General features: G+C 71.1%; 25 protein-coding genes and 1 pseudogene. 12 read left to right on the plus strand and 14 right to left on the minus strand.

The features are described 5' to 3' along the window. Window positions 1-55: 55 nt before the first annotated feature. The 4 genes from ACFXBC_RS09550 to ACFXBC_RS09565 form a co-directional block, all read right to left on the minus strand. On the minus strand, window positions 56-952 hold the full coding sequence (locus ACFXBC_RS09550) for an aldehyde dehydrogenase family protein (RefSeq protein WP_385020827.1): 897 nt from the start codon (window positions 950-952) through the stop codon (window positions 56-58). After that, window positions 952-2,409 carry an aldehyde dehydrogenase family protein gene (locus tag ACFXBC_RS09555; protein WP_385021098.1) on the minus strand — a complete coding sequence of 486 codons (1,458 nt, stop codon included), beginning with the start codon at window positions 2,407-2,409 and terminating at the stop codon, window positions 952-954. The genes ACFXBC_RS09550 and ACFXBC_RS09555 overlap by 1 nt, the downstream gene beginning before the upstream one ends. Before the next feature lie 27 nt (window positions 2,410-2,436). Further along, window positions 2,437-3,459 carry a deoxyribose-phosphate aldolase gene (gene deoC / locus ACFXBC_RS09560; protein WP_385021101.1) on the minus strand — a complete coding sequence of 341 codons (1,023 nt, stop codon included), beginning with the start codon at window positions 3,457-3,459 and terminating at the stop codon, window positions 2,437-2,439. A gap of 272 nt (window positions 3,460-3,731) precedes the next feature. Beyond that, window positions 3,732-4,697 carry a LysR family transcriptional regulator gene (locus tag ACFXBC_RS09565; RefSeq protein WP_385021104.1) on the minus strand — a complete coding sequence of 322 codons (966 nt, stop codon included), beginning with the start codon at window positions 4,695-4,697 and terminating at the stop codon, window positions 3,732-3,734. A gap of 127 nt (window positions 4,698-4,824) precedes the next feature. Between ACFXBC_RS09565 and ACFXBC_RS09570 the strand changes: the two genes are divergently transcribed. Then, window positions 4,825-5,718, plus strand: a complete 894-nt coding sequence (locus tag ACFXBC_RS09570; RefSeq protein WP_385020830.1) for an NAD(P)H-binding protein — start codon at window positions 4,825-4,827, stop codon at window positions 5,716-5,718. A 68-nt stretch (window positions 5,719-5,786) separates the two neighbouring features. Then, on the plus strand, window positions 5,787-6,152 hold the full coding sequence (locus tag ACFXBC_RS09575) for a darcynin family protein (protein ID WP_385020833.1): 366 nt from the start codon (window positions 5,787-5,789) through the stop codon (window positions 6,150-6,152). A gap of 132 nt (window positions 6,153-6,284) precedes the next feature. On the opposite strand, the gene ACFXBC_RS09580 is transcribed toward ACFXBC_RS09575, so the two are convergent. After that, complete coding sequence (locus ACFXBC_RS09580; RefSeq protein ID WP_385020836.1) at window positions 6,285-6,929, minus strand: PH domain-containing protein; 645 nt, start codon at window positions 6,927-6,929, stop codon at window positions 6,285-6,287. 233 nt (window positions 6,930-7,162) lie between these two features. Between ACFXBC_RS09580 and ACFXBC_RS09585 the strand changes: the two genes are divergently transcribed. Beyond that, on the plus strand, window positions 7,163-8,482 hold the full coding sequence (locus ACFXBC_RS09585) for a M20 family metallopeptidase (RefSeq protein WP_385020839.1): 1,320 nt from the start codon (window positions 7,163-7,165) through the stop codon (window positions 8,480-8,482). 339 nt (window positions 8,483-8,821) lie between these two features. Further along, window positions 8,822-10,309, plus strand: coding sequence for a hypothetical protein (locus ACFXBC_RS09590; RefSeq protein WP_385020842.1), 1,488 nt, complete (start codon window positions 8,822-8,824; stop codon window positions 10,307-10,309). Between the two features lie 203 nt (window positions 10,310-10,512). Here ACFXBC_RS09590 and ACFXBC_RS09595 read toward each other — a convergent pair whose 3' ends face one another. The 4 genes and pseudogenes from ACFXBC_RS09595 to ACFXBC_RS09610 all read right to left on the minus strand — a co-directional run bounded on the left by ACFXBC_RS09595 (window position 10,513) and on the right by ACFXBC_RS09610 (window position 13,324). Further along, entirely contained in the window at window positions 10,513-10,971 is a 459-nt protein-coding gene (locus ACFXBC_RS09595; RefSeq protein ID WP_385020845.1) for a GNAT family N-acetyltransferase, read from the minus strand. A gap of 66 nt (window positions 10,972-11,037) precedes the next feature. After that, window positions 11,038-11,474, minus strand: a pseudogene (locus tag ACFXBC_RS09600) (cytidine deaminase family protein). A 218-nt stretch (window positions 11,475-11,692) separates the two neighbouring features. Further along, window positions 11,693-12,562, minus strand: coding sequence for a class I SAM-dependent methyltransferase (locus ACFXBC_RS09605; protein WP_385020849.1), 870 nt, complete (start codon window positions 12,560-12,562; stop codon window positions 11,693-11,695). A 108-nt stretch (window positions 12,563-12,670) separates the two neighbouring features. Continuing rightward, a complete protein-coding gene (locus ACFXBC_RS09610) occupies window positions 12,671-13,324 on the minus strand; it encodes a class I SAM-dependent methyltransferase (RefSeq protein WP_385020853.1) in 654 nt (217 codons plus the stop codon). Window positions 13,325-13,603: 279 nt separating this feature from the next. On the opposite strand from ACFXBC_RS09610, the gene ACFXBC_RS09615 reads away from it, so the two are divergent. Together ACFXBC_RS09615 and ACFXBC_RS09620 are read left to right on the plus strand one after the other, a co-directional pair. Then, window positions 13,604-14,236, plus strand: coding sequence for an RNA polymerase sigma factor (locus ACFXBC_RS09615; RefSeq protein WP_385020856.1), 633 nt, complete (start codon window positions 13,604-13,606; stop codon window positions 14,234-14,236). Then, window positions 14,233-15,354 carry a CU044_5270 family protein gene (locus ACFXBC_RS09620; protein ID WP_385020859.1) on the plus strand — a complete coding sequence of 374 codons (1,122 nt, stop codon included), beginning with the start codon at window positions 14,233-14,235 and terminating at the stop codon, window positions 15,352-15,354. Before ACFXBC_RS09615 ends, ACFXBC_RS09620 begins: the two co-directional genes overlap by 4 nt. 101 nt (window positions 15,355-15,455) lie before the next feature. Here the strand turns inward: ACFXBC_RS09620 and ACFXBC_RS09625 are convergent, their stop codons facing one another. Genes ACFXBC_RS09625 through ACFXBC_RS09635 form a run of 3 tightly spaced genes read right to left on the minus strand, consistent with a single transcriptional unit; the run spans window position 15,456 to window position 16,194 of the window. Beyond that, on the minus strand, window positions 15,456-15,755 hold the full coding sequence (locus tag ACFXBC_RS09625) for a hypothetical protein (protein WP_385020862.1): 300 nt from the start codon (window positions 15,753-15,755) through the stop codon (window positions 15,456-15,458). Continuing rightward, window positions 15,752-15,931: a hypothetical protein gene (locus tag ACFXBC_RS09630; RefSeq protein ID WP_385020865.1), complete on the minus strand. Its 180-nt coding sequence runs from the start codon at window positions 15,929-15,931 to the stop codon at window positions 15,752-15,754. The genes ACFXBC_RS09625 and ACFXBC_RS09630 overlap by 4 nt, the downstream gene beginning before the upstream one ends. Then, window positions 15,928-16,194 carry a hypothetical protein gene (locus ACFXBC_RS09635; RefSeq protein ID WP_385020868.1) on the minus strand — a complete coding sequence of 89 codons (267 nt, stop codon included), beginning with the start codon at window positions 16,192-16,194 and terminating at the stop codon, window positions 15,928-15,930. Before ACFXBC_RS09635 ends, ACFXBC_RS09630 begins: the two co-directional genes overlap by 4 nt. 92 nt (window positions 16,195-16,286) lie before the next feature. Between ACFXBC_RS09635 and ACFXBC_RS09640 the strand changes: the two genes are divergently transcribed. The 3 genes from ACFXBC_RS09640 to ACFXBC_RS09650 are packed head-to-tail and all read left to right on the plus strand — an operon-like array spanning window position 16,287 to window position 17,576. Beyond that, complete coding sequence (locus ACFXBC_RS09640; RefSeq protein WP_385020871.1) at window positions 16,287-17,126, plus strand: Scr1 family TA system antitoxin-like transcriptional regulator; 840 nt, start codon at window positions 16,287-16,289, stop codon at window positions 17,124-17,126. Beyond that, window positions 17,123-17,332 carry a DUF397 domain-containing protein gene (locus ACFXBC_RS09645; RefSeq protein ID WP_385020874.1) on the plus strand — a complete coding sequence of 70 codons (210 nt, stop codon included), beginning with the start codon at window positions 17,123-17,125 and terminating at the stop codon, window positions 17,330-17,332. The genes ACFXBC_RS09640 and ACFXBC_RS09645 overlap by 4 nt, the downstream gene beginning before the upstream one ends. 34 nt (window positions 17,333-17,366) lie before the next feature. Beyond that, window positions 17,367-17,576: a DUF397 domain-containing protein gene (locus ACFXBC_RS09650; RefSeq protein WP_385020877.1), complete on the plus strand. Its 210-nt coding sequence runs from the start codon at window positions 17,367-17,369 to the stop codon at window positions 17,574-17,576. Window positions 17,577-17,658: 82 nt separating this feature from the next. Here the strand turns inward: ACFXBC_RS09650 and ACFXBC_RS09655 are convergent, their stop codons facing one another. Beyond that, entirely contained in the window at window positions 17,659-18,411 is a 753-nt protein-coding gene (locus ACFXBC_RS09655) for an SDR family NAD(P)-dependent oxidoreductase (RefSeq protein ID WP_385020880.1), read from the minus strand. A 99-nt stretch (window positions 18,412-18,510) separates the two neighbouring features. After that, window positions 18,511-19,128: an NAD(P)-dependent oxidoreductase gene (locus ACFXBC_RS09660; RefSeq protein WP_385020883.1), complete on the minus strand. Its 618-nt coding sequence runs from the start codon at window positions 19,126-19,128 to the stop codon at window positions 18,511-18,513. 150 nt (window positions 19,129-19,278) lie between these two features. Between ACFXBC_RS09660 and ACFXBC_RS09665 the strand changes: the two genes are divergently transcribed. From ACFXBC_RS09665 to ACFXBC_RS09675, 3 genes are all read left to right on the plus strand, one after another. After that, window positions 19,279-19,947, plus strand: coding sequence for a TetR/AcrR family transcriptional regulator (locus ACFXBC_RS09665; RefSeq protein ID WP_385020886.1), 669 nt, complete (start codon window positions 19,279-19,281; stop codon window positions 19,945-19,947). A gap of 121 nt (window positions 19,948-20,068) precedes the next feature. Further along, complete coding sequence (locus ACFXBC_RS09670) at window positions 20,069-20,647, plus strand: RNA polymerase sigma factor (protein WP_385020889.1); 579 nt, start codon at window positions 20,069-20,071, stop codon at window positions 20,645-20,647. Then, window positions 20,644-21,285: a hypothetical protein gene (locus ACFXBC_RS09675; RefSeq protein WP_385020892.1), complete on the plus strand. Its 642-nt coding sequence runs from the start codon at window positions 20,644-20,646 to the stop codon at window positions 21,283-21,285. The genes ACFXBC_RS09670 and ACFXBC_RS09675 overlap by 4 nt, the downstream gene beginning before the upstream one ends. Window positions 21,286-21,396: the final 111 nt, after the last annotated feature.

The following is a 21,396-nucleotide window of genomic DNA, read 5'->3' on the forward strand; positions in this document are numbered from 1 at the left end:
GCAGAACTCGGCGTTCCGCGGCGGCGGGGCCTCCGTACCGCTGCCCCCTACCGGCTCAGTACGACGAGCCCGATACGCCCAGCGCGCCCGTCGGGTGCCAGACCGTCTTCGTCTCCAGGAACGCCGTGAGCCGCTCCGTGCCGGGCGTGGCCGAGAAGTCCACAGCCTGTGGACGCAGCACCCGCTTGAGGTTGTCCGCAGCCGCGATCTCCAGTTCGCGTGCCAGATCGGTGTCCGCACCTGCCAGGTCGATGGCGTTGACGTCCTGGTGCGCGGCGAGCGGTGCGGCGATCTCCGCCGTCCGCCCGGACAGCACATTGACCACCCCGCCCGGCACGTCCGATGTCGCCAGGACCTCGCCGAGCGAGAGCGCGGGCAGCGGGGACTTCTCGGATGCGATGACGACCGCGGTGTTCCCGGTCGCGATGACCGGCGCGACGACCGACACCAGGCCGAGGAACGACGACTCCTGCGGGGCGAGCACCGCCACCACGCCGGTCGGCTCCGGGGTCGACAGATTGAAGAACGGCCCCGCGACCGGGTTCGCCCCGCCCGTGATCTGGCCGATCTTGTCGGTCCACCCCGCGTACCAGACCCAGCGGTCGACCGCCGCGTCCACCACGGCGCCCGCCTTCGACTTCGAGATGCCGTCGGCGTCCGCCACTTCGCGTACGAACTGGTCCCGGCGGCCCTCCAGCATCTCGGCCACCCGGTAGAGGACCTGGCCCCTGTTGTACGCGGTCGCGCCCGACCAGCCGCCGAACGCCTTGCGCGCGGCGACGACCGCGTCCCTGGCGTCCTTGCGGGAGGACTTCGGGGCGTTGGCCAGCCAGTTGCCCTTGGGGTCGGTCACCTCGTACACGCGCCCGCTTTCGGAGCGGGGGAACTTGCCCCCGACGTACAGCTTGTAGGTCTTGAAGACGCTCAGCCGGTTCTGCTGCTCGGTGCTCATCAGCGCTTGCCCTCCGGGCTCGACGGGGCGAGGTACGCCTCCAGGCCGTGCCGGCCGCCCTCGCGGCCGTAGCCCGATTCCTTGTAGCCGCCGAAGGGCGAGGTCGGATCGAACTTGTTGAACGTGTTGGCCCACACCACACCGGCCCGGAGCCTGTTCGCGACCGCGAGGATGCGCGAACCCTTCTCCGTCCAGATACCGGCGGACAGGCCGTACTGCGTGTTGTTGGCCTTGGCGACGGCCTCGTCGGGCGTACGGAACGACAGCACCGACAGGACCGGGCCGAAGATCTCGTCGCGGGCGACGGTGTGCGCCTGCGTGACGCCGGTGAAGAGCGTCGGCGCGAACCAGTAGCCGGACGTGGGGAGTTCGCACGCGGGCGACCAGCGCTCGGCGCCCTCCGCCTCGCCGGTCTCCACGAGCTTCTGGATACGGGCCAGCTGCTCGGCCGAGTTGATCGCACCGATGTCGGTGTTCTTGTCGAGCGGGTCGCCGAGGCGCAGGGTGGCGAGCCGCCGCTTCAGCGCGTCGAGCACCTCCTCCTGCACCGACTCCTGGACCAGCAGCCGCGAGCCCGCGCAGCAGACCTGGCCCTGGTTGAAGAAGATGCCGGTGACGATGCCCTCGACGGCCTGGTCGACGGGCGCGTCGTCGAAGACGATGTTCGCGCCCTTGCCGCCCAGCTCCAGGGTGACCTTCTTGTCGGTCCCCGCGACGGAGCGGGCGATGGCCTTGCCGACGGCGGTGGAGCCGGTGAAGGCCACCTTGTCGACGTCCGGGTGCCCGACGAGTGCGGCGCCCGCGTCCCCGTAACCGGGGAGGATGTTGACGACGCCCTTCGGCAGGCCCGCCTGGCGGCAGATGTCCGCGAAGAACAGCGCGCTCAGCGGGGTCGTCTCGGCCGGCTTGAGCACCACGGTGTTGCCGGTGGCGAGCGCCGGGGCGATCTTCCAGGCGAGCATGAGGAGTGGGAAGTTCCACGGGATGACCTGGCCCGCGACGCCCAGCGGCCGGGGATTCGCACCGAAGCCCGCGTGGTCGAGCTTGTCGGCCCAGCCCGCGTAGTAGAAGAAGTGCGCGGCGACCAGCGGGAGGTCCGCGTCGCGGGTCTCCTTGATCGGCTTGCCGTTGTCCAGGGTCTCCAGGACGGCCAGCTCGCGCGAGCGCTCCTGGATGATCCGGGCGATACGGAAGAGGTACTTGGCGCGCTCGGAGCCGGGCAGCGCCGACCACTTCACGAACGCCTTGCGGGCCGCCTGCACGGCGCGGTCCACATCGGCGGTGCCCGCGCGGGCGACCTCGGAGAGGACCTCCTCGGTGGACGGGCTGACCGTCTTGAAGACCTTGCCGTCCGCCGACTCGGTGAACTCGCCGTCGATGAAGAGCCCGTAGGAGGGGGCGATGTCGACGACGGAACGCGACTCGGGGGCCGGTGCGTACTCGAATGCGGATGACAGAGCCGCGGATGAGAGTGTCATGGTGATTCAGTCCACCGTCACGTAGTCGGGACCGGAGTAGCGGCCGGTGCTGAGCTTCTGACGCTGCATCAGCAGATCGTTCAGCAGGCTGGAGGCGCCGAAGCGGAACCAGTGGCTGTCCAGCCAGTCGGCTCCCGCGGTCTCGTTGACCAGCACCAGGAACTTGATCGCGTCCTTGGTGGAGCGGATCCCGCCCGCGGGCTTCACCCCGACCTGGACGCCGGTCTGCGCGCGGAAGTCGCGGACCGCCTCCAGCATCAGCAGGGTGTTGGCGGGGGTGGCGTTCACCGCGACCTTGCCGGTCGAGGTCTTGATGAAGTCCGCGCCCGCCATCATGCCGATCCAGGAGGCCCGGCGCATGTTGTCGTACGTGGACAGCTCACCGGTCTCGAAGATCACCTTCAGCCGGGCGTCCGTGCCCCCGGGGCGTGCGCACTCGGCCTTGACGGCCTGGATCTCCTCGAACACCGAGAGATAGCGGCCGGAGAGGAACGCGCCCCGGTCGATCACCATATCGATCTCGTCGGCCCCCGACGCGACGGCGTCCCGCACATCGGCGAGCTTGACCGGCAGCGCGGCCCGGCCGGCCGGGAAGGCGGTGGCGACGGACGCGACCTTGACGTCCGCACCGTTCAGCGCGGCCTTCGCGGTGGCGGCCATGTCCGGGTAGACGCAGACGGCGGCCGTCATCGGGGTCGTACGGTCGGTCGGGTCGGGGTGGACGGCCTTGGCGGCGAGCGCCCGGACCTTGCCCGGCGTATCGGCGCCTTCCAGCGTCGTCAAGTCGATCATCGAGATGGCCAGGTCGATGGCGTACGCCTTCGCCGTGGTCTTGATCGAACGGGTGCCGAGGGCTGCGGCGCGCGCTTCGAGGCCGACGGCGTCGACGCCGGGCAGCCCGTGCAGGAAGCGGCGCAGCGCGCTGTCGGATGCGGTCACGTCGGCGAGACCGGCGGCGGATGCGGCGTCTCCCGGGCGGGAGGCAGCTCCTTCGCCGGGGGCGCCGGGGGAGGGGGCGGTGGTGGGCATGGTCACCAGGGGAGCATATCTACGCGCGTAGCGACCTGTACAGGGGGAGGCCGCTGTCGTACTGGACACGGCGTGCGGTGGCGGGGTGGCGGAAGTTCCGGGGTCCGGTTCCGTCGGCCGGGCCCCGGGGTCCCGGAGGCGGTCGGTGTCGGTGCCGGGGCGGCCATGACCGTACGGCGACCGGGCCGCGACCCCAAGGCGACCGGACCGCGACCGTACGGCGTCACGATGCGAGCGAGGCCCGGCCCCGGACGGCCGGGCCGGGCGGACGGTCACACGGTCGGGCTTCCGGGGGTGCGGGCGGTCCGGCGCAGGGTCCGGCGTACGGCCTTGCGGAGCCAGTGGTGGGCCCCGTCGGCTCCGTGCCGGGGATGCCACGCCATGCCCACGGTCAGCGGGGGCAGCGCCAGGGGGATGTCGAGGAGGCGCAGCCCGAGTGCGGTGGCGTGGTCGGTGAGAGGGGAGGGGGCGGCGCCGGGCGGCGCGGCCGGTACGAGACAGACGATGTCGCTGCGGATGGCGAGAGCCATCGCGTCCAGATGGCCGGGGAGGGTGACGCTGACCCGCCGGTGGAGGTTCTGCTCGGCGAGTGCGGTGTCCAGGGGGCCGGTGAACCGGCCACGGCGGCTCACCGCGACATGGTCGGCGGCGGCGAGCCGGGCCGGGGTGAGCGGCCCTTCGGTGAGCGGGTGTCCGGGCCGGACGGCCGCCATCATGCGCAGGCCGGCCAGCTCTTCGACCCGGGTCTCGGGGTCCACATGGTCGATGGATCCGATCTCCAGGTCGACCCGGCCGTCGCGCAGGGCGGTTCCGGCCTCCAGCTCCTCGGCCCGGAACCGGAACGAGACCCCCGGTGCCTCCTCCTTGGCCAGCCGCAGCAGCCCGGGTGCCAGTGCCGCGCCGATCAGGTCGGCGGCCTGGACGGTGAAGGTGGAGCGCAGGCCGGCGGGGTCGACGGCCGCGCCGGGGCTGAGCAGCGCTCTGAGGCTGCCCACCACCGCTGCGGCTTCGTCGCGCAGGGCCTGGGCGCGCGGGGTGGGGACCATGGTCTGCCCGGCCCGGACCAGGAGGGGGTCCTGGAGGATACGGCGCAGCCGGGCGAGGGTGCGGCTCATGGCGGCGGGCGAGGTGTGCAGCCGGGCGGCGGCGCGGGTGACGCTGTGCTCGGCCAGCAGGGCGTCAAGGGCGAGGGCGAGGTTGGCGTCGAGGACCGGATCGGGGCTGCTCACCAGGGTTATTCCATTTCCGTCAATGATTGCGTGCTGAAGTTCCCATTGTGGCAACACCGCTCTCCTTCGCAGGATGGGGGTGTCCCCGCTCCTTCACCGGACGGGGTCCCACTCCCGTACGACCAGCGAGGTTTTCATGATCGTCATTACCGCTCCCACCGGGAACATCGGCCGTTCCCTGCTCTCCCGGCTCCTGGAGTCCGCCCCCGCCGCGGGCGAGGAGCTGCGTGTGATCGTGCGCGACCCCGCCCGGCTGCCGGAGGCGGTGCGCGGACGCGTGGACGTGGTCACCGGCTCCCACGGGGACGCCGCGGTGCTCGACCGGGCCTTCGAGGGTGCGGACGCCGTGTTCTGGCTCGTCCCGCCGGACTCCTCGCTCACCCCGGAGGACGCGTACAGCGGCTTCACCCGCCCTGCCGTGAAGGCGCTCGCCGCCCACGGCGTGGGCCATGTCGTCGGCGTCTCCGCGCTCGGCCGCGGCACCGCGCTCGCCGGCCGCGCCGGGCTGGTCACCGCGTCCCTCGCGATGGACGACCTCATCGCCGGTACGGGCGTCGCCTACCGGGCCCTGGCCAACCCGTCCTTCTTCGAGAACCTCCTGGAGGAGGCCGGATCGATCCGCGACAAGGGCGTCTTCACCGACAACGTCGAGGCCGACCGCAAGGCCCCCCTCGTCGCGGTGGACGATATCGCGGCCGTCGCCGCCGGCCTGCTCCTTGACCGTTCGTGGACCGGCACCGACAGCGTCCCGGTCCTCGGCCCGCAGGACCTGTCGCCCAACGACCTGGCCCGCATCATGACCGCACAGTTCGGCCGCCCCGTCCGCTACGAACGCGAGCCGCTCGACGAGATGCGGAGCACCCTCGTCGGCTACGGCCTCAACGAGGCGTTCGTCCAGGGCATCGTCGACATGAAGCGGGCCAAGGACCAGGGGCTGGACGCCGGTGTCACCCGTACCCCGGAGACCGCGTCGCCCACCGGCTTCGAGCAGTGGTGTGCCCGGACCCTCAAGCCCGCGGTCCTCTCCTGACCGTCACGCACACCCCGCACACCCATCCCGGCCCGACCGTCACGCACACCTTTTCTGGAGACATCCCGATGCCCGCTGCGACAACCGAACCGCCGGTCACGGCGTTCATGCTCGTCAAGACCACACCCGAGTGGCTCGCTCTGACCGTCCAGGAACGTGTGGACGCCTTCACCACCGAGGTCCTGCCCGCGATCGAGGCGCGGACCAGCGGCGTGCGGTCGCGCTTCTACGACACGGAGTTCTACTCCGCGCGCGTCACCGACGTCTGGGTGTGGGAGGCGGAGGACCACCACGCCTACCAGCTCCTCATCGACGCCCTGCGCGAAACCCCGTTCTGGGACCGCTACTTCGAGGTCGTCGACCTCCTCGTCGGCACCGAGAACGGCTACGCGCGCACCTATGGCCTGGAACCCGTCGCCACGGTCACCACCTGACACACCGGCGGCGAGCAGACCGGAAGAGGGGAGGCGCAGTCTCGGCCCGGCCCGGGGCGGGCGTTACGGCGGGGTCCGGTCCAGGCCGAGCGTTACGGCGGGTCCGGTCCAGGCCGAGCGGTACGGCGAGGTTCAGCCCACGGCGAGGAGTACGGCGAGCAGCACCGCGCCCGCCACGCTCGGGGCCATGATCTCGTACGCCCAGCGGACCTCGGGCGAGCCCTGCGCCGTCGGGCGGTCGTTGCCGCGCTCCGAGAGTTCTCGCAGCTCGGCGACCGACTGGTCGGACGGCGCACGGCCCTGGTCCACGTCGGCGCCCTGTGCGAACGGGTTGCGGCTCCGCTGCTGCCCGGCACCGGAGGCCGCCCGCATCTGCTGCACGTTGGCGCGCTTCCGGCGCCGCAGCGAGACCGGCACGGCCCACAGCTGGTACTTGCTGCCGCCGGCGAACGCCTCCGTGGAGTACGTGGCGCGGATGTCGTCGACGCACGCCCAGGGGAGCGTGATCGAACGGAAGGGGTTACGGATCCTGAGCCGGTCGTCGTTGGCGTACACGGCGGGCCGCAGCGTGAAGGCGATCACCAGCGGAAGCACGAGCAGCAGTCCGGCGAGCGCCAGCCAGGGTGCGTTGCCGTGGCCGTTGACGAGGGCGTCGATGCCCAGCCAGAGAGCGAGGGCGATCAGCAGCACACCACCCGCCAGCCCGGCGAGTGACCGGTAGACACGGTCGGCGTAGGCCGCACCGGGGGGCTTCGGCGTGGGGTGCTCAGGGGTCATGCACCGATTCTGCCTGACGGGTCGGGCGGGGGCGGCACGGCGGTCGGTCCCGCGGAGATTCCGCCGAGGTCCCGCTGAGGCCCGGCTGAGGCCCGGCTGAGTCCCGCTGAAGATGACAGCCCGGCCGGGGCTGTCCACGATGGTGGGGGACACCGGTCCGGCCGGCGCCCCGCTCTCCGTACCGGTCACGGTCACGTCTCGGGATGTTTCGGCCTTCGGGAAGGACCCGCCCCATGACCAGCACATCCGGCGCCGACGCCGTCCTCGGCGGACTGGACGGCATCCGTACCGATCTTGAGGACTTCTACCGGGACCTGCACGCCCACCCCGAGCTGGGCCTGGCCGAGCGGCGGACCGCGTCGCGGGTGGCCTCGCGGCTGCGGGAGTGGGGGTACGAGGTCACCGAGGGGATCGGCTCCACCGGGGTGACCGGGGTGCTGGCCAACGGCGACGGCCCCACCGTGCTGCTGCGCGCCGACATGGACGCGCTCCCGGTCAAGGAGGACACCGGGCTGCCGTACGCGTCGACGGAGACCACCACGGACGCCGACGGCGCGGAACAGCCGGTGATGCACGCCTGCGGGCATGACACCCATGTCACCTGCATGCTCGGCTTCGCCCGGCTGATGGCCGCAGCTCCGCACGCGTGGCGGGGCACGCTGACCGTGCTGTTCCAGCCGTCCGAGGAGAAGGGCGACGGCGCTGACGCGATGGTCGACGACGGCCTCACCGACCGGATCCCCCGCCCGGACGTGGCACTCGGCCAGCACGTCCTGCCGTACCCGGCGGGCTATGTGGGGGTGCGCGCGGGCTCGTTCCTGGCGGCGGCGGACAGTCTGCGCATCACGCTGTACGGGCGCGGGGGCCATGGCTCGATGCCGCAGTTCGCGGTCGACCCGGTGGTCCTCGCGGCGCTGTGCGTGGTGCGGCTCCAGACGGTCGTCTCGCGCGAACTGGCCGCCACCACGCCCGCCGTGCTGACGGTCGGCAGCATCCAGGCGGGCGCGAGCCCGAACGTCATCCCGGACAGCGCCGTCATCCTGCTGAACGTGCGGACGTACGACGAGACGACCCGGAGCCAGGTCCTTGACGCGATCGAGCGCTGCGTACGGGCGGAGGCGGTCGCGTCGAACGCGCCGAAGGAGCCGGACATCGAGCACATCACCTCGTTCCCGGCCACCGTGAACGACGCGGACGTCGCGGACCGGCTGGCCAGGGCGTTCGCCACGCACTTCGGGGACGACGCGGGGACGATCGATCTCCAGACGGCCAGCGAGGATTTCAGTCAAATTCCGCGTGCCTTCGGTGTGCCGTTCGCGTACTGGGGCTTCGGGGGCGCGGACCCGGAGAAGTTCGCTGCGGCGGTCCGCAACAACACGGTGGCCCAGGACATCCCGGTCAACCACAGCCCGCACTTCGCCCCGGTGATGCAGCCGACCCTGGATACGGGGGTGGCCGCGCTGACGGTCGCGGCACTGGAGTGGCTGGGAACGGAAACGGGGACGGGAACGGGGACGGGGAGGGGAGCGGGGCCGTCCGGCGAGGGTGGCTGACGCGGTACGGCGGTGCTGATGCCGGGGCCCGGAGGAGCGGCCAGGACGGCACGACGGTCACCAACCGGTGTACAGAACCCGTACACGGAACGAACGCGAGACGAGAAACACCTTCCATGAGGGTCATGGGGCAGTCGATACTGTGGGGAGAGCAAGGCCCCGCCGGATGCCCCGACTTGCCACGCACCCGGTGTCAGCACGAGCACGGAAAGGACACCGGTGGGTAGTAACACTGCTTTCGACGACCGGACGACGCAGCCGGCCGTTCCACGGCCCCGGCCTCTCATACGCGGCGCGGAGAATCTGGCGGGGGCGCCGGACCGCCACAGCATCGGACCGATGATGGGGTCCATACAGGCGCTCGCCGGCAACAAGGCCGCGTCCGCCGTCGTCCAGCGTCTCGCGGGGAACGACGAGACGGCGAAGCCCGCCGATGAGCAGGCCAAGCCGGAGGCGAAGAAGAAGTCCCGTACCGGGCTGCACATCCGGGAGCGGATCGCCAGCGCGCTGGAGAAGGCCAACAAGCACCTCGACGTCCTCGACACCTTCGTCCTGCGCGGCATGGTCCCGGCCAACGCGGAGATGAACTGGAAGTCGTCCGCGAACGCCGACACGCATTTCTCGGAGCAGGCCGGCGCCTCCACCGCCGCGGCCGGTGCCGAGATGGGGCTCACCGACGGGGTCACGGCGGTCAACAACGTCATCGACGCACGCAAGGCGTACAAGGAGTCCAAGGAGAACCCGACGGGTCCCTCCTCCCACGCTCCGCGCAAGAAGTACCCCTCCAAGATGCTCGACGCGATCCAGAACACGGCGACCGACGCCTCCGACTTCATCGGCGTCGCCAAGAACGCTCTGCATGCGGAGGGCCTCGTGACGGCGGCGAGTGTCGCCGAGGCCGGGAGCGGGATGATCGGCGCCGTCGCGGGCGTCAAGAGCGTCCGTGCGGCCCGCCGGTTCGGGCTGACGACGCGCAAGTACCAGAACGTCAAGAAGATCGACGTGCCCGCGCCGGTGCAGGAGCCCGAGATCAACCGGCTCCGTGATGCGGAGGTGGAGAGCCACTGGGCGCTCGCGCAGGCGTATGTCGCGCTGGAGCGTGCCCACGAAGGCGACGACGAGAGCCTCGCGGACCGGCTGGGTGCCGCCCTGGACCAGACCAGTGCGGCCTTCACGAGCATCGAGAAGGCCGCCGACGACGTCAAGAAGGCACAGGACACCAACGCCCTCAACACAGGCCGGGACTACACGCTGGCGAAGCAGCGCAACAAGCTCTGGAAGCAGGGGGTCGGCGCGCTCGGGGACGGCGTACGGTCGGCCGGCGGCGCGGTCGCGATCGCGGCGGCCGCCACGGGAACGCTGGCGAGCAACCCGGTCGGCTGGGGCCTGGCCGCGACAGCGGCGGGTCTGCTGCTCTCGGTCACCGCGTACAAGGCCGGGCGTGCCGGCATGAAGCGCTACGAGGGCGCCCGCCACCCCGAGCGCTGGGCCCCGCCCACGGAGGAGGGCGAGCAGGCGACAGCCGCCGAGCCCGCCTCCCGCGGGGACGCCCTCAAGGAAGCGCTGAAGTTCTGGAAGAAGGCCGAACACAGCAAGCGCGACGCCATGGCGCGCACCATTTACGGCCTCGCCGCGGGCCCCGAGGTCCCGGCAGGCAAGGGCACATCGCCCGAACTGCGCACCTCGGCCCGGGAACTGCTCGTCGCGCTGAAGTCGGGCCCCGGGAACCTGCATATGACGGAGGAGGCGTGGGTTGCGTCCCTGAACGACCCCGCCGACGCCGAGAAATGGCACAAGGAGATCGCCAACCAGCTCGCGTCGAGCTGAGGGTGGCCGGTTGGCCGGTCGCCCGGTGCCCGGTGCCCGGACAGGGACCGCGGGGCGCCCAGCGGGTCCGGTACACGCGGGGGCGCCCTGCGGGACTGGTACACGCAGGGCGTTCAGCGAGGCCGGTACACGCAGGGCGCCCTGCGGAGCTGATACACGCGGGGCGCCCAGCGAGGCCAGTAAACGCGCAACACGCAGGGCGCTCAGCGGGGCTGGTAGCCGACCCTCCCGAGGGGCCAGTCCGATGCCAGCCAGGCCGTGACGGCCGCGTACAGGGGCGCGTCCAGCCCGGCCCGGTCGGCGCGCACCCAGGAGCGGACATCGGTGTCGTGGTCGTCGCCACGGGCGGGATAGATGTAGACGCACCCGATCACCTCACCGCTCGCGGGCTCGATGACGGTGTACGTGAATCCGCGGCGCCGGACGAAGTCGTCCGCGTGCCCCCGCAGATCGGCGAGGTTGGCCTCCAGGGACATCCCGTCCACGGGAGGCCACTCCCGGCCCTGGAAGCCCGGGGTCGCCCGGATGTGCTCGATGCTGCCGGTCCAGGCGGCGTGGTCGGCGGCGTTGTGCTGGGGACCCAGGGGTTCCAGACGGAACTGCGGGGTTGTCAGGTCCGAGGGGACCACGAAGTCATCGGGTACGAACGGGTGTTGGCTCATGGGGCCGAGGCTAGCGCCGCATCGGACAACGTTCGCCCTGCTGATGTCTGCTGATGTCTGCTGGTGTCAGCCCGTGCCGAGTGGTTCGGTTTCCTCGGTTTCGAGCTGGTGGTCGGCCCAGATGTAGCTTTCGGGAAGCAGATCGGTGAGGGAGACGGTCCGGAGCCGCTTGCCTGTCCCGACGATGACCTGCAGGGCCGGGAAGTAGTCGAGAAGGACCTGACGGCACCGTCCGCACGGGGGACGACTCCTCGGTCGCGGTCGCCCACGGAGACGATCGTGTTCAGCTCGTAGGCGCCCTGGGCGGCTGCCGTGCCGAGGAGAACCAGCTCGGCACAGGGGCCGCCGGTGAAGTGGTAGACGTTCACTCCGGTGACGATCCGGCCGTCCGGTACACGGGCCGCGGCTGCCATGGTGTGGTTGTCGCCCCGGCAGCGCGTACGTGCGATGTGGGCCGCGGCCTCGATGAGTTCATGGTCGACGCGATCGGTCTGCGTGGTCATCATCTCCGCCTTCGTGAGGTGTCTGGCCACGTTGACCCGCGTGACGATGGTGCGCAAGCAAATATCGGCTGCCTCCCAGCTCTCCGGGGTTCTCCGGGCTGCGCAACGGCATGGCAGTCACCGCTCGTGGCCTTGCCAGCGATCCTGACCGGCAACATCACGGTCTCCGCTGGAGTACCGGGTCACGCGGGCCACCCGGATTTTTCATCCCGTGGCGGTCAGTCGGCTCCGTGGCCCGTGGGGGACAGGCGGGTGGCGGCGATGTTGAGGTGCATGCCGGACGGGATACGGCCGTCGGCGTCCAGCAGAGCCGGGGCGGCGCTGAGGAATTCGGCGCGCAGGCTCGCGGTCTGCTCCTGGTCGAGCACCACCGTGTTGTAGAAGGTCTCGGTGGCGGAATTCCAGACCTCCTCCGGGGTGCCGCCCATGTCGATGACGACGGTCTCCCAGCTCACCGGCGCGAACCCGGCAGGCCCGAACAGTTCGTCCAGGCCCTCCCGGGTGCGGGCCCTGCGGTCGCCGAGCCGGGGCATGGACCGCTTCGGAGCCGCCGCCTCGAAGTAGGGGCGCGCGAGGTCCAGGAACAGGCTCAGGGCCTGGCCGTCGACGGCCCCGCCGCCGACGGCGACGGCGAGCCGCCCGCCGGGCGCCAGTACCCGGGCCGTCTCGGCGGCGATCCGGTCCACGTCGTGCATCAGCATCAGCGCCATGTGCGACACCACGGCGTCGAAGGAGTCGTCGGCGAAGGGGAGTTCCTGGGCCCGCCCTTGCCGTAGGTCCGCGCGGGCGAGAGCTGGACGTACCCGGGCCAGTGCGAGTTCCTCGTCCGCCAGGTCGATGCCCGTCAGTTCCTCGGCACCGGCCGTGGCCAGCACCTCCAGCAGGGCCCCGTCCGCGCAGCCGAGGTCGAGCACCCGGCTGGCTCCGGCGACCTCGGCGGCCAGCACCTGGTAGCCGGTCCTGCCGTCGGCCAGCGGTGCCCGCTCCGCGTGGACCGACTGGCGCCCGGGGCCGCTGTTGTGGAAGTCGCGCAGGAACGACTCGGCGGCGTCGGCGCCGGAATTCCGGGGTACGGGGGTCGCGGTCATCCTCGGGAGACTACAAGGAGAGCGCCGAAGCCGAACGTGCCTTTCCTGAACGGGCTTTCCCCGCCGGGCGATCGCGGGCGGGCGGCGCTCAGCGTTCTGCACCCCCGGTCAGAGTACGGCCCGCACGATGAGGGTGCCGATGTGTCCGGGCTCGGGAGCGTCGAGCACGTGCGCGGTCGCCTCGCGGAAGCCCGCGCGCAGCAGCAGGTTCTCCCACTTGCGGGGGGTGTAGCTGTAGCGGTAGGTGAACATCGCCTTCCCTGCGAAGCCGCCCTTGTACATGCCCTGCGGTCCGTATGCGCCGGGAATGGCCGGGGGCTGTGAGAAGACCAGGACACCCCCCGGCCTCAGTCGTCGGGCAATCAGCGGAAAGAGCTTCGCCGGATCGGTGAACCAGACAGCGCCGAAGATCGAATAGATGGCGGCGTACGTCTCCGGGCTGTCCCGCAGATGTTCGAGCACTTCGCCGCAGACGATGTCCACGCCGAACGGTCCCCAGCGCTCCATGGTCTTCTCCACCATCACCGGGGACAGATCCAGACCTTTCGCGGTCACCCCACGCTGGGCGAGGTACGCGAGGGCGCGGCCGGTGCCGCAACCGATCTCCAGGACGGTCCCGGCGTCTGCCAACAACTCAGGGCCGGGGCCATGACCTGCGTACTGCGTCCAGTGAAAAACCGGTGGGGCGTCGTCCTTGAACGCCGACTCGGCGAACGTGTTCCACAGCTCGGTCTCCGCTGCGATGTCGTGCTGCGCGGGCAATGAACTCCCTTTTCTACGTGTGGGTTCGTCCCTGCCTCGCCCGGCGGGTGAGGCAGAGGCCTGGCCCGGTACGCCTCAGTGACTGTCCGGGGCCTTGCTGTCACACGGTCAGCATTCTGCACCCGGCCGCAATACCGTGGGGGCCTCCACACCGACCAGGACGGTCACAAGCAGGATGGTGTGAGGCAAGCCACAGGATCCCCCGCGGAACCCCTGATGGCCCGCGGAGAGACAACAGGTGTGAGGGACACAGACGACGGAGACGGCAACGGAGACGGTATGCGTGCGCGCATCCGGGCGGGGGACCGCCAGGCGTTCGCCGAGCTCTACGAGGAACACGCGCGGCCGGTCTACAACCACGCCCTGCGGCTGACCGGCAACTGGTCGACCGCGGAGGAGGTGATGTCCGAGACCTTCCTGGCCGCCTGGTCGCACCGGGAACGGCTGGAGCCCGAGGGCGGTTCGCTCAGGCCCTGGCTGCTGGGGATCGCGACGCACAAGGCGTACAACGCCAACCGCGGACTGCGGCGGCGTCTGGCCTTCCTGGCCAGCCGGCCGGCCCCGCCCCCGGTGCCCGACTTCGCGGAGGAGGCGGCCGGCCGACTCGACGACTCCCGCAGACTGGCCGCGGTCCACGCCGCGCTGAGCGGACTGCGCCGCCAGGAACGCGAGGTGCTCGCCCTCTGTGTGTGGGCGGGGCTGGACTACGCGCAGGCCGCCGAGGCGCTCGGGGTGCCGGTGGGCACCGTACGGTCGCGTCTCTCGCGGGCCCGCGTCCGCCTCGGCAGGCTCAGCGAAGAACATCAGGAACGTCAGGAACGGCGGGAACAGCGGGAACCGCGGAAGGGCCGCGGAGAGGGAAGAAGTGAAGCCGCCTTCGCGGCCCTGCCCCTTCGGGAGGAGAACTCATGAACGCCGCCGAACCGCCCCGTCCCGGCCCCCAGCCGGACGACGTGGAGGAACTGGCCCGACTGCTGCCGCGGTCCGTGGAGTTCGACCTGCCCGCCGGGCGTCACCTCCATCACAAGGACATCCTGATGCAGCACATCGACCACGACCGCGACGCCAACGCCGAGCAGGCCACGGCCCCGCTCGCCCCACCGCTCCGGCGCAGGCTGCTGCGGCCCGCCGTGCTCGTACCGGCCGCCTCGCTGGCCCTGGCCGCGACCCTGACCGTCACCCTGACCGGCGGCGCGGGCGGCGGCGCAGGCAACGCCCCCACCCAGGCGTCGCAGAGCGCCCCGCAGGCCGTCACCGTGCTGCACCGGATCGCCGACGCCTCCCTGAGGACCGACGTCACACCGGTCAAGGACAGCCAGTTCGTCTACGTCCGTACCCTCGTCCAGGAGAACACCGGACTCCTCGGCGACGGCCCCGTGAAGCTGCGCAAGCCTTACAAGAGCGAGCGGTGGATGGCACAGGACCCGGCCCCCGTCACCGTTACCGGCTGGATGCGCAGCACCGGCAAGACCGCCATGATGTCCGGTGAGACCATCCCGATCGAGACATCCGTCCCCGACGGCTCGAAGAGCAGTGGCGCCGAGGCCCCCGGCTTCCAGCGGCCCACCTACCGGTGGCTGGCTTCTCTGCCGACCGACCCCAAGGCGCTTCTGAAGGTGCTGACCTCGCACAGCGGGGCGGGCGAGCACGAGTCCAAGGACCAGGCGGTTTTCGAGCTGATCGGGGACCTGCTGAACGAGAACCTCATGCCTGCCGAGAACGCCGCGGCCTTCTACCGCGCCATGGCCGAGATACCCGGTGTACGGGAGGTCCCCGACGTGACGGACACGGCCGGCCGCCACGGCATCGGCATCACCCGCGACGACGACTCCTCCGCGAGCCGCGACGAGTGGATCTTCGACAAGCACAGCCTGGCCCTCATCGGCTCGCGCTTCTACACCACGGCGGACAAGAAGCCCGGTAAGGCGAACGTCCTGGCCGGCTCCACGGCCATCCTCCAGAGCGGCATCGTCGACCAGCACGGCATGGTGCCGGAGAAGGGCGGCGACGACACCTCGGCCGCAGGCTGACCCACCGGCACGCTCTCGCCCGGCTGTCGCGGCGGGCCGCCCGTGCCCCGACGGGAAATCCCCGCCGGGGCACGGCGCGTCGGCGATCTTCTCAACTGGCATCAGACGGCGCGCTCCCCGTGGGCGGAACCGACCAGATCGCGCAGGTGGTCGACGGCCGTCCGCAGCGCTTCCAACTCCGCCAGACGCTCCGCGTTCCGCTCGGCGACCGCGGCGTTCAGCCCCGCGAAGAAGCGGGTGCGGTACGCGAGGTCCGACTCGATCCGTTGCAGTTCCGCGAACAGGGCGGGCAGGCCGGGTCGTTGCGGGTTCAGTACGCGCATGAGGCGGGGGAGCCGCCGCCGCAGGTGGACCTGTACGACGCCTGCGGCGAACACCAGCCGCACCAGGGAGAGCGTCACGGCTGCCGTCCTCCGTGCCGGGCCTGCCAGTGCCGCCTGCGCAGGACCCGGCAGTCGGTCTCCCTGCTCGGATCGTGCTCGGCCCTGGCGACCGCTTCGGCGAGGTCGAACTCCTCGCATTCCCTGCATGATTCGGCCTCTGGCTCGTCGCCCGGCGGGGTACCCGTGGAGGTCACGATTCCAGCCTCCTGCGGTTCCGGCTGCGCGCGTTGATCCGTGCGTTCTCGGCGGTAAGGCGTTCCGCGCTGGTCGGGGGTCGTACGTGTTCGGGCGCGGCCTCCCACTCCGGCCCGCCGCCGACCGGCCGCAGCGACCAGTACGGCCCGGCCGGCCCGCGGAACTCCCCGGTGCGATTGCCGTGCGCCGTATCCACCATGAGCGCACCGAGATCCGGGACGTGCGGCGGTTCCGCCCCATCCGGGCTGTTCTGTACGGACATTGCCGCTCCTCTCCGTAGTCATTCCACTACCAAGGCGGCTCAGAGTGGCCTAGAGTCGAGGTGTCTTCAACGTTCCGCTGGGGGAGGACACATTGGTAAACCGCAAGGAGTTGAACCCCGAAGCGAGTCCGGCAGAGGCGTTCGGGGCACGGTTACGCAGATTGCGCGAGGCGCGTGGCTGGACCCAGGACGAATTCGCCACGCTGGTCGGCTACTCGGGCAGACACATTTCGGCAGTTGAAACTGGTCGCAAACCGCCAACTCTGCGTTTTACGCGCTGTACCGATGTCGCGTTCGGGACCGTGGACACCGCTGATTCGTTCGAGCGCGAGTGGCGCGAGATGCGGAACGGGTCGCTGCTGGAGGGCTTCCCGCAGTACGTCGGGTACGAGGGGCGCGCGGTGGAAATCCGCATGTTCACCCTGGGAATCGTTCCTGGCCTGCTCCAGACTCCCGAGTACGCGCGGGCAGTGGTGGATGGTGCCACGCAGAGGGGTGCCATTACGCCCGATCAAGCTGACGAGCGGGTCGCATTCCTGGCCGAGCGGCAGGCGGCACTCGCGCGTTCCCGGCCGCCCATGCTGTTTGTGACTCTCGATGAGAGCTGCATTCATCGGCCTGTCGGCGGCACTGCTGTCATGGAGGCCCAGTTGAGGCGTCTGGCCGAGTTCGCGGAGCTGCCGAACACGCTCTTGCAGGTAGCGCCGTACAAGATAGGCGAGCGACGCCCGTTCGACATGCCCGTCATCCTCCTGACGCTGCCGGATCGGTCCGTTGTCAGCTACGCCGAATCCCAGGCCCAGGGATATGTGGACCGAGAGCCCAGCTCGGTGATGCCCCTGTTGACGGCCTACCATCAACTCCAGGCCGTATCGCTGTCTCAGGAGGCGTCCGTGGCCATGATCAACCAGTTGCGAAAGGGCACAACATGACGACCGAATCCCCCCGTTGGTTCACGTCCTCGTACAGCAGCAATGGTGGCGAGTGCATCGAGGTCGCCATCAACCTGGTTGCCTCAAGTGGCATGGTCCCCGTTCGTGACTCGAAGAACCCGGGTGGCCCGGTGGTGGACGTGGCCGCCGGTGCGTTCGCGTCGTTCATCACCGGCGTCAAGGCCGGAGAGTTCAGCGCCATCTGACCGTCAGACTCGGCACAACACGAGAGGGCGCAACATGACGACCGAATCCCCCCGTTGGTTCACGTCCTCCTACAGCAACAACGGCGGCGACTGCATCGAGGTCGCCACCAACCTGGTCGCCTCGCTCGGCGCGGTCCCCGTCCGTGACTCCAAGAACCCGGGCGGCCCGGTCGTGGACCTCACCGCCACCGCGTTCGCGTCCTTCGTGGCCGGTGTCAAAACCGGAGAGTTCAGGGCCGTCTGAGATCCGGCGCCGCCTATCGGTTCGGAGAAGCCCCATCGTGCAGCGGTGCACGGTGGGGCTTCTCGCTGCGGGCTCCGCCCGGTTACGCCCGTCGGCCGCCGTCCACCGACATCGCGGTGCCGGTGACGTACGACGCGGAGTCCGAGCAGAGCCACACCGCGGCAGCGGCGGCCTCCTCCGGGGTGGCCATCCGGCCCAGCGGGATGATCGCCTCCTGCATCGCGATCAGGTCGGTACCGGCCGCCACCCGTTCGAAGCCGGGCGTACGGGTCGGGCCGGGGCAGACCGAGTTGACGCGGATGCCGCGCCGCGCGTAGTCCACCGCTGCGACCTTGGTCAGGCCGACCACGCCGTGCTTGGTGGCGACGTAGGCGGGGGCGGTGGGGATCGCGTACAGGCCGCCGTTGGACGCCACGTTCACGATCGCGCCGCCGCCGCGGCTCTCCAGCGCGGGCAGCTCGTACTTCATGCACAGGAAGGTCCCGCCCATGTTGACGTAGGTGACCCGCTCGAACTCCTCCAGGCTCATCCGGTCCAACTGCCGGTGGTGGGAGTCCAGACCGGCGTTGTTCACGGCGAAGTCGAGTCCGCCGTACGTCCCGGCCGTCCGCTCCACGGCCGTGCGGACCGCGTCCTCGTCCACGATGTCGACGCGCAGCGCCAGCGCCTTCCCGCCGCTCTGCGTGATCGTCCCGGCGGTAGCGGCCGCCGTGTCCCCGTCGATGTCGGTGACGGTGACGGCGGCGCCCCGGCGGGCCAGCTCGATCGCCGCCGCGCGGCCGATTCCGCTGCCCGCACCCGTGACGAGTCCGGCCTTTCCCGCGAAGTCGTGCATGGTGATCCTCCGATGATGGCTGCTTGCTGTGCCGCACCCGGCGGGGCTCCGGCCCGTTCGGGCGCCCTGGCAGGGGGTGTCGTGCCGTGACGGCCGGGGTCATGTGAGGGGCACGACGATGCCGTTTCCGGGCCCGCCCGTCTCCGCCTCGTCCAGCAGCAGCGAGGCCAGCGTGGCCCGGGAGATCCGCGGCGGCAGCAGCGGGCGGCGCAGGTCCGCCAGCGGTACGACGCTGCGGGTGGCGCTGAGCGGGCCGTCCGTCACGTCCGGAGCGTGAAAGACCGTGGCGTCGGCCTTGAGCGCGATCTCGTCGGCCTCGGCCTTCTCGGCCAGCTCCGAGCCGACGAACATCCGCATCGCCCCCGCGTAGATCAGCCCGCCCGACCGGCGGGAGCCGCCCGACCCCAGCGCGCCCAGCCACACCGTGCGGACACCGGCCTCGGCCAGCCGCCGGGCCCCGGCGGTCAGCGCGCCCGGGCCGTCGCCCTTGCTGATGCCGATGGCCGCGACCACCACGTCCACGTCGCCGATGGCGGGAAAACCGCCCGGAACGGTGACATCCGCCTGCCGGACCTCCAGCCGCCGGGGGTCCGGAACGGGCCCGGTCGTCCCGGCCGGTGTGCGGACCAGGGCCACGACCTCATGGCCGCGCTCCAGCGCCTGGCCGACGAGGGTGGAGCCCGTGCGGCCCGATGCTCCGAGTATGGCGATGCGCATGATCTTCCGTTCTCGCTGGACAAGTGTTTACTGAACAAGTGTTGGTAACTTGGGTAAACGACTGTTGGTCAGCGCTGTCAAGGTGCGGATGCCCGGTAAGGTGAACGGGTGTTGTCCAACGGTTCACGCTGGTAGGAGGGGGGGGCGAAGATGCCGTCTGAGGAGCGGCCCGCGCCTCGTCGTCGTAATCCACGAGGGCAGGGGCAGGTGCTCAAGGACCAGCTCGTGGAGGCGGCGGCCGGGCTGCTGGCCACCCTCGACCGGCCCGAGACGCTCACCCTCCGGCAGGTCGCACGCGAGGTCGGCGTGGCACCGGCCAGCATCTACAGCCACTTCACCGACCTGAGCGCGCTGATCCAGCACGTACTGCGGCTGCGCTACCAGGAGTTGGCCCGGCTGATGGACGAAGCCGCGCAGGCCGCCGGGCCCGACCCGCTGGCCGATCTCACCGCACGCTGCGCCGCCTATGTGCGGTGGGGCGTCGGCCAGCCCGGCCACTACCGCACCCTCTTCGGCGGCCGGATGCCCGCCGACCTCGTCCCCGGTTCGGCGCACAGCGAGGGCGCCGAACCGCTCGACGCCGTCGCGGACTCCCTCGCCGCTGCCGCCGCACCCGAGCGCCGAGAGCCCACGGCGGAACGGCAGGCGCAGGCCGGCCTCATGCTCTGGACCGCCCTGCACGGCCTGGTCAGCCTCTACAACGACCACGGCACGATGCCCTGGCCGCCGCTGGACGACCTGATCACCGACGTGGTCGGCCTGCACACCGGCCGCCCGGCGGCCGAGGTCGCGGGCCTCCTGGGCCCGTGGGAGAAGTGATCCGGCCCGCGCACGGGGGGCGACGGGTGGGCGACGCGGCCCGGATGTAACGCTTTCGGGCGCCTCGGACTAGTACCGGGTGTAAGGCATCGCACCCCTGACCTGCCCTGAGGAGCCGTCCATGCCGGCGGAGCGTCCGACAGCACCACCCACGCGGGACCCGGCCGGGTTCGCCGCGTTCTACGAGCAGCATTTCGACGCCGTACTCGGGTTCGTCACCCGGCGCGTCGACAGCGCGCACCTGGCCGCCGACCTGACGGCGGACATCTTCGTGGCCGCCCTGGAGGGTGCGCACACCTACGACGCCCGTCGCGGCGCACCCGTCGCCTGGCTGTACGGGATATCCCGCAACGTCCTCCACGCCCACTTCCACGGCACCGCCCGTGAGCAGCGGGCGGTGGCCAGGATCAGCGGGCGGCGGCTGCTGGACGAGCAGGACGTCGGCGCCATCGAGGCGCGGATCGACGCCGGCCGCGCCGCCCGGCAGCTCGCCTCGGCCCACGCCGGGCTCTCCGAACCACTGCGCCAGGTGCTCGACCTGGTCGTCCTGGACGGGCTCACGGTCCGCGAGGCCGCCCAGGCGCTGGGCATCAGCTCGGCCACCGCCCGCGTACGGCTGCACCGCGCCCGCAAGGTCCTGCGTACCGCCGGCCAGACCCACGCCGCCACCCCCGACGCCCTTCTGGAGGCCGCCCAGTGAACGCCCCCGCGCACTTCAAGCAGCAGCTCGCCGACGAGCTGAACGCCCACGCGACCTCTCTCGCCGCCCCCACCGGGCACCGGACCCTGCTCCGGCCGTCCGCGTCGCGCCGCTGGGTGCCCGCCACTGTGGGCCTCGCCGCCGCGGCAGCCGCCGTGGCTGTGGCCGTCCCGCTGATGTCCGGTTCGCACAGCGCGCAGGTGGCCGAGCCCCTGCGGCACAGCACCGCAAGCACCGGCCCCTCGGCCGCCACGACACCACCGGGCAGCGGCCTGCACATCGTCAACGCCGACTACGCCGTGCGGTCCAAGCCGGGCGGCATGGTCTCCGTACAGCTGTTCAGCGCGAAGGGCGTCCCCGGTCTCCAGGCCGCGCTGGACAAGGCCGGTATCCCCGCGAAGGTGCTGGTCCCGTCCGCCTCCTGCCGGGCCACCGGCCCCACCGACCGGCCGAGCGGCAGCCTGCTGAAGGTGGCGCCGCAGTCGGGCTTCCACAGCAACGGGGTCCGCGACTTCAAGCCCAGTGCCATCGAGCCGGGGGACCATCTGCTGTTCATCGCGGACACGGGGAGCGGCCCGGTCAAGGGGCTGGCCATCAGGCTGGTGGGCCGTGCGCCCGGTTGCGTACCGCTCAACTAGCTTTTCTCATAAGGACCGTTGACGGGTGGCTGGTGGCCCGGCCGCCGAAGGTGCCGGCCCCGGCCCCCCCCCCCCAGAGGGGCGCGCGGGCGACCAGGGCACGGGCGCGGT

Source organism: Streptomyces sp. NPDC059398 (genome assembly GCF_042751845.1).
GTDB lineage: Bacteria > Actinomycetota > Actinomycetes > Streptomycetales > Streptomycetaceae > Streptomyces.

Excerpts from the sequence above, each read along its gene's own strand:
- deoC (WP_385021101.1), bottom strand. The coding sequence starts at position 3,459 with ATGCCCACCACCGCCCCCTCCCCCGGCGCCCCCGGCGAAGGAGCTGCC.
- ACFXBC_RS09670 (WP_385020889.1), top strand. The coding sequence starts at position 20,069 with ATGCCGGCGGAGCGTCCGACAGCACCACCCACGCGGGACCCGGCCGGG.
- ACFXBC_RS09615 (WP_385020856.1), top strand. The coding sequence starts at position 13,604 with ATGCGTGCGCGCATCCGGGCGGGGGACCGCCAGGCGTTCGCCGAGCTC.
- ACFXBC_RS09605 (WP_385020849.1), bottom strand. The coding sequence starts at position 12,562 with ATGACCGCGACCCCCGTACCCCGGAATTCCGGCGCCGACGCCGCCGAG.
- ACFXBC_RS09665 (WP_385020886.1), top strand. The coding sequence starts at position 19,279 with ATGCCGTCTGAGGAGCGGCCCGCGCCTCGTCGTCGTAATCCACGAGGG.
- ACFXBC_RS09660 (WP_385020883.1), bottom strand. The coding sequence starts at position 19,128 with ATGCGCATCGCCATACTCGGAGCATCGGGCCGCACGGGCTCCACCCTC.
- ACFXBC_RS09595 (WP_385020845.1), bottom strand. The coding sequence starts at position 10,971 with ATGAGCCAACACCCGTTCGTACCCGATGACTTCGTGGTCCCCTCGGAC.
- ACFXBC_RS09550 (WP_385020827.1), bottom strand. The coding sequence starts at position 952 with ATGAGCACCGAGCAGCAGAACCGGCTGAGCGTCTTCAAGACCTACAAG.
- ACFXBC_RS09635 (WP_385020868.1), bottom strand. The coding sequence starts at position 16,194 with ATGTCCGTACAGAACAGCCCGGATGGGGCGGAACCGCCGCACGTCCCG.
- ACFXBC_RS09655 (WP_385020880.1), bottom strand. The coding sequence starts at position 18,411 with ATGCACGACTTCGCGGGAAAGGCCGGACTCGTCACGGGTGCGGGCAGC.
- ACFXBC_RS09570 (WP_385020830.1), top strand. The coding sequence starts at position 4,825 with ATGATCGTCATTACCGCTCCCACCGGGAACATCGGCCGTTCCCTGCTC.
- ACFXBC_RS09575 (WP_385020833.1), top strand. The coding sequence starts at position 5,787 with ATGCCCGCTGCGACAACCGAACCGCCGGTCACGGCGTTCATGCTCGTC.
- ACFXBC_RS09580 (WP_385020836.1), bottom strand. The coding sequence starts at position 6,929 with ATGACCCCTGAGCACCCCACGCCGAAGCCCCCCGGTGCGGCCTACGCC.
- ACFXBC_RS09585 (WP_385020839.1), top strand. The coding sequence starts at position 7,163 with ATGACCAGCACATCCGGCGCCGACGCCGTCCTCGGCGGACTGGACGGC.
- ACFXBC_RS09645 (WP_385020874.1), top strand. The coding sequence starts at position 17,123 with ATGACGACCGAATCCCCCCGTTGGTTCACGTCCTCGTACAGCAGCAAT.
- ACFXBC_RS09620 (WP_385020859.1), top strand. The coding sequence starts at position 14,233 with ATGAACGCCGCCGAACCGCCCCGTCCCGGCCCCCAGCCGGACGACGTG.
- ACFXBC_RS09590 (WP_385020842.1), top strand. The coding sequence starts at position 8,822 with ATGATGGGGTCCATACAGGCGCTCGCCGGCAACAAGGCCGCGTCCGCC.
- ACFXBC_RS09650 (WP_385020877.1), top strand. The coding sequence starts at position 17,367 with ATGACGACCGAATCCCCCCGTTGGTTCACGTCCTCCTACAGCAACAAC.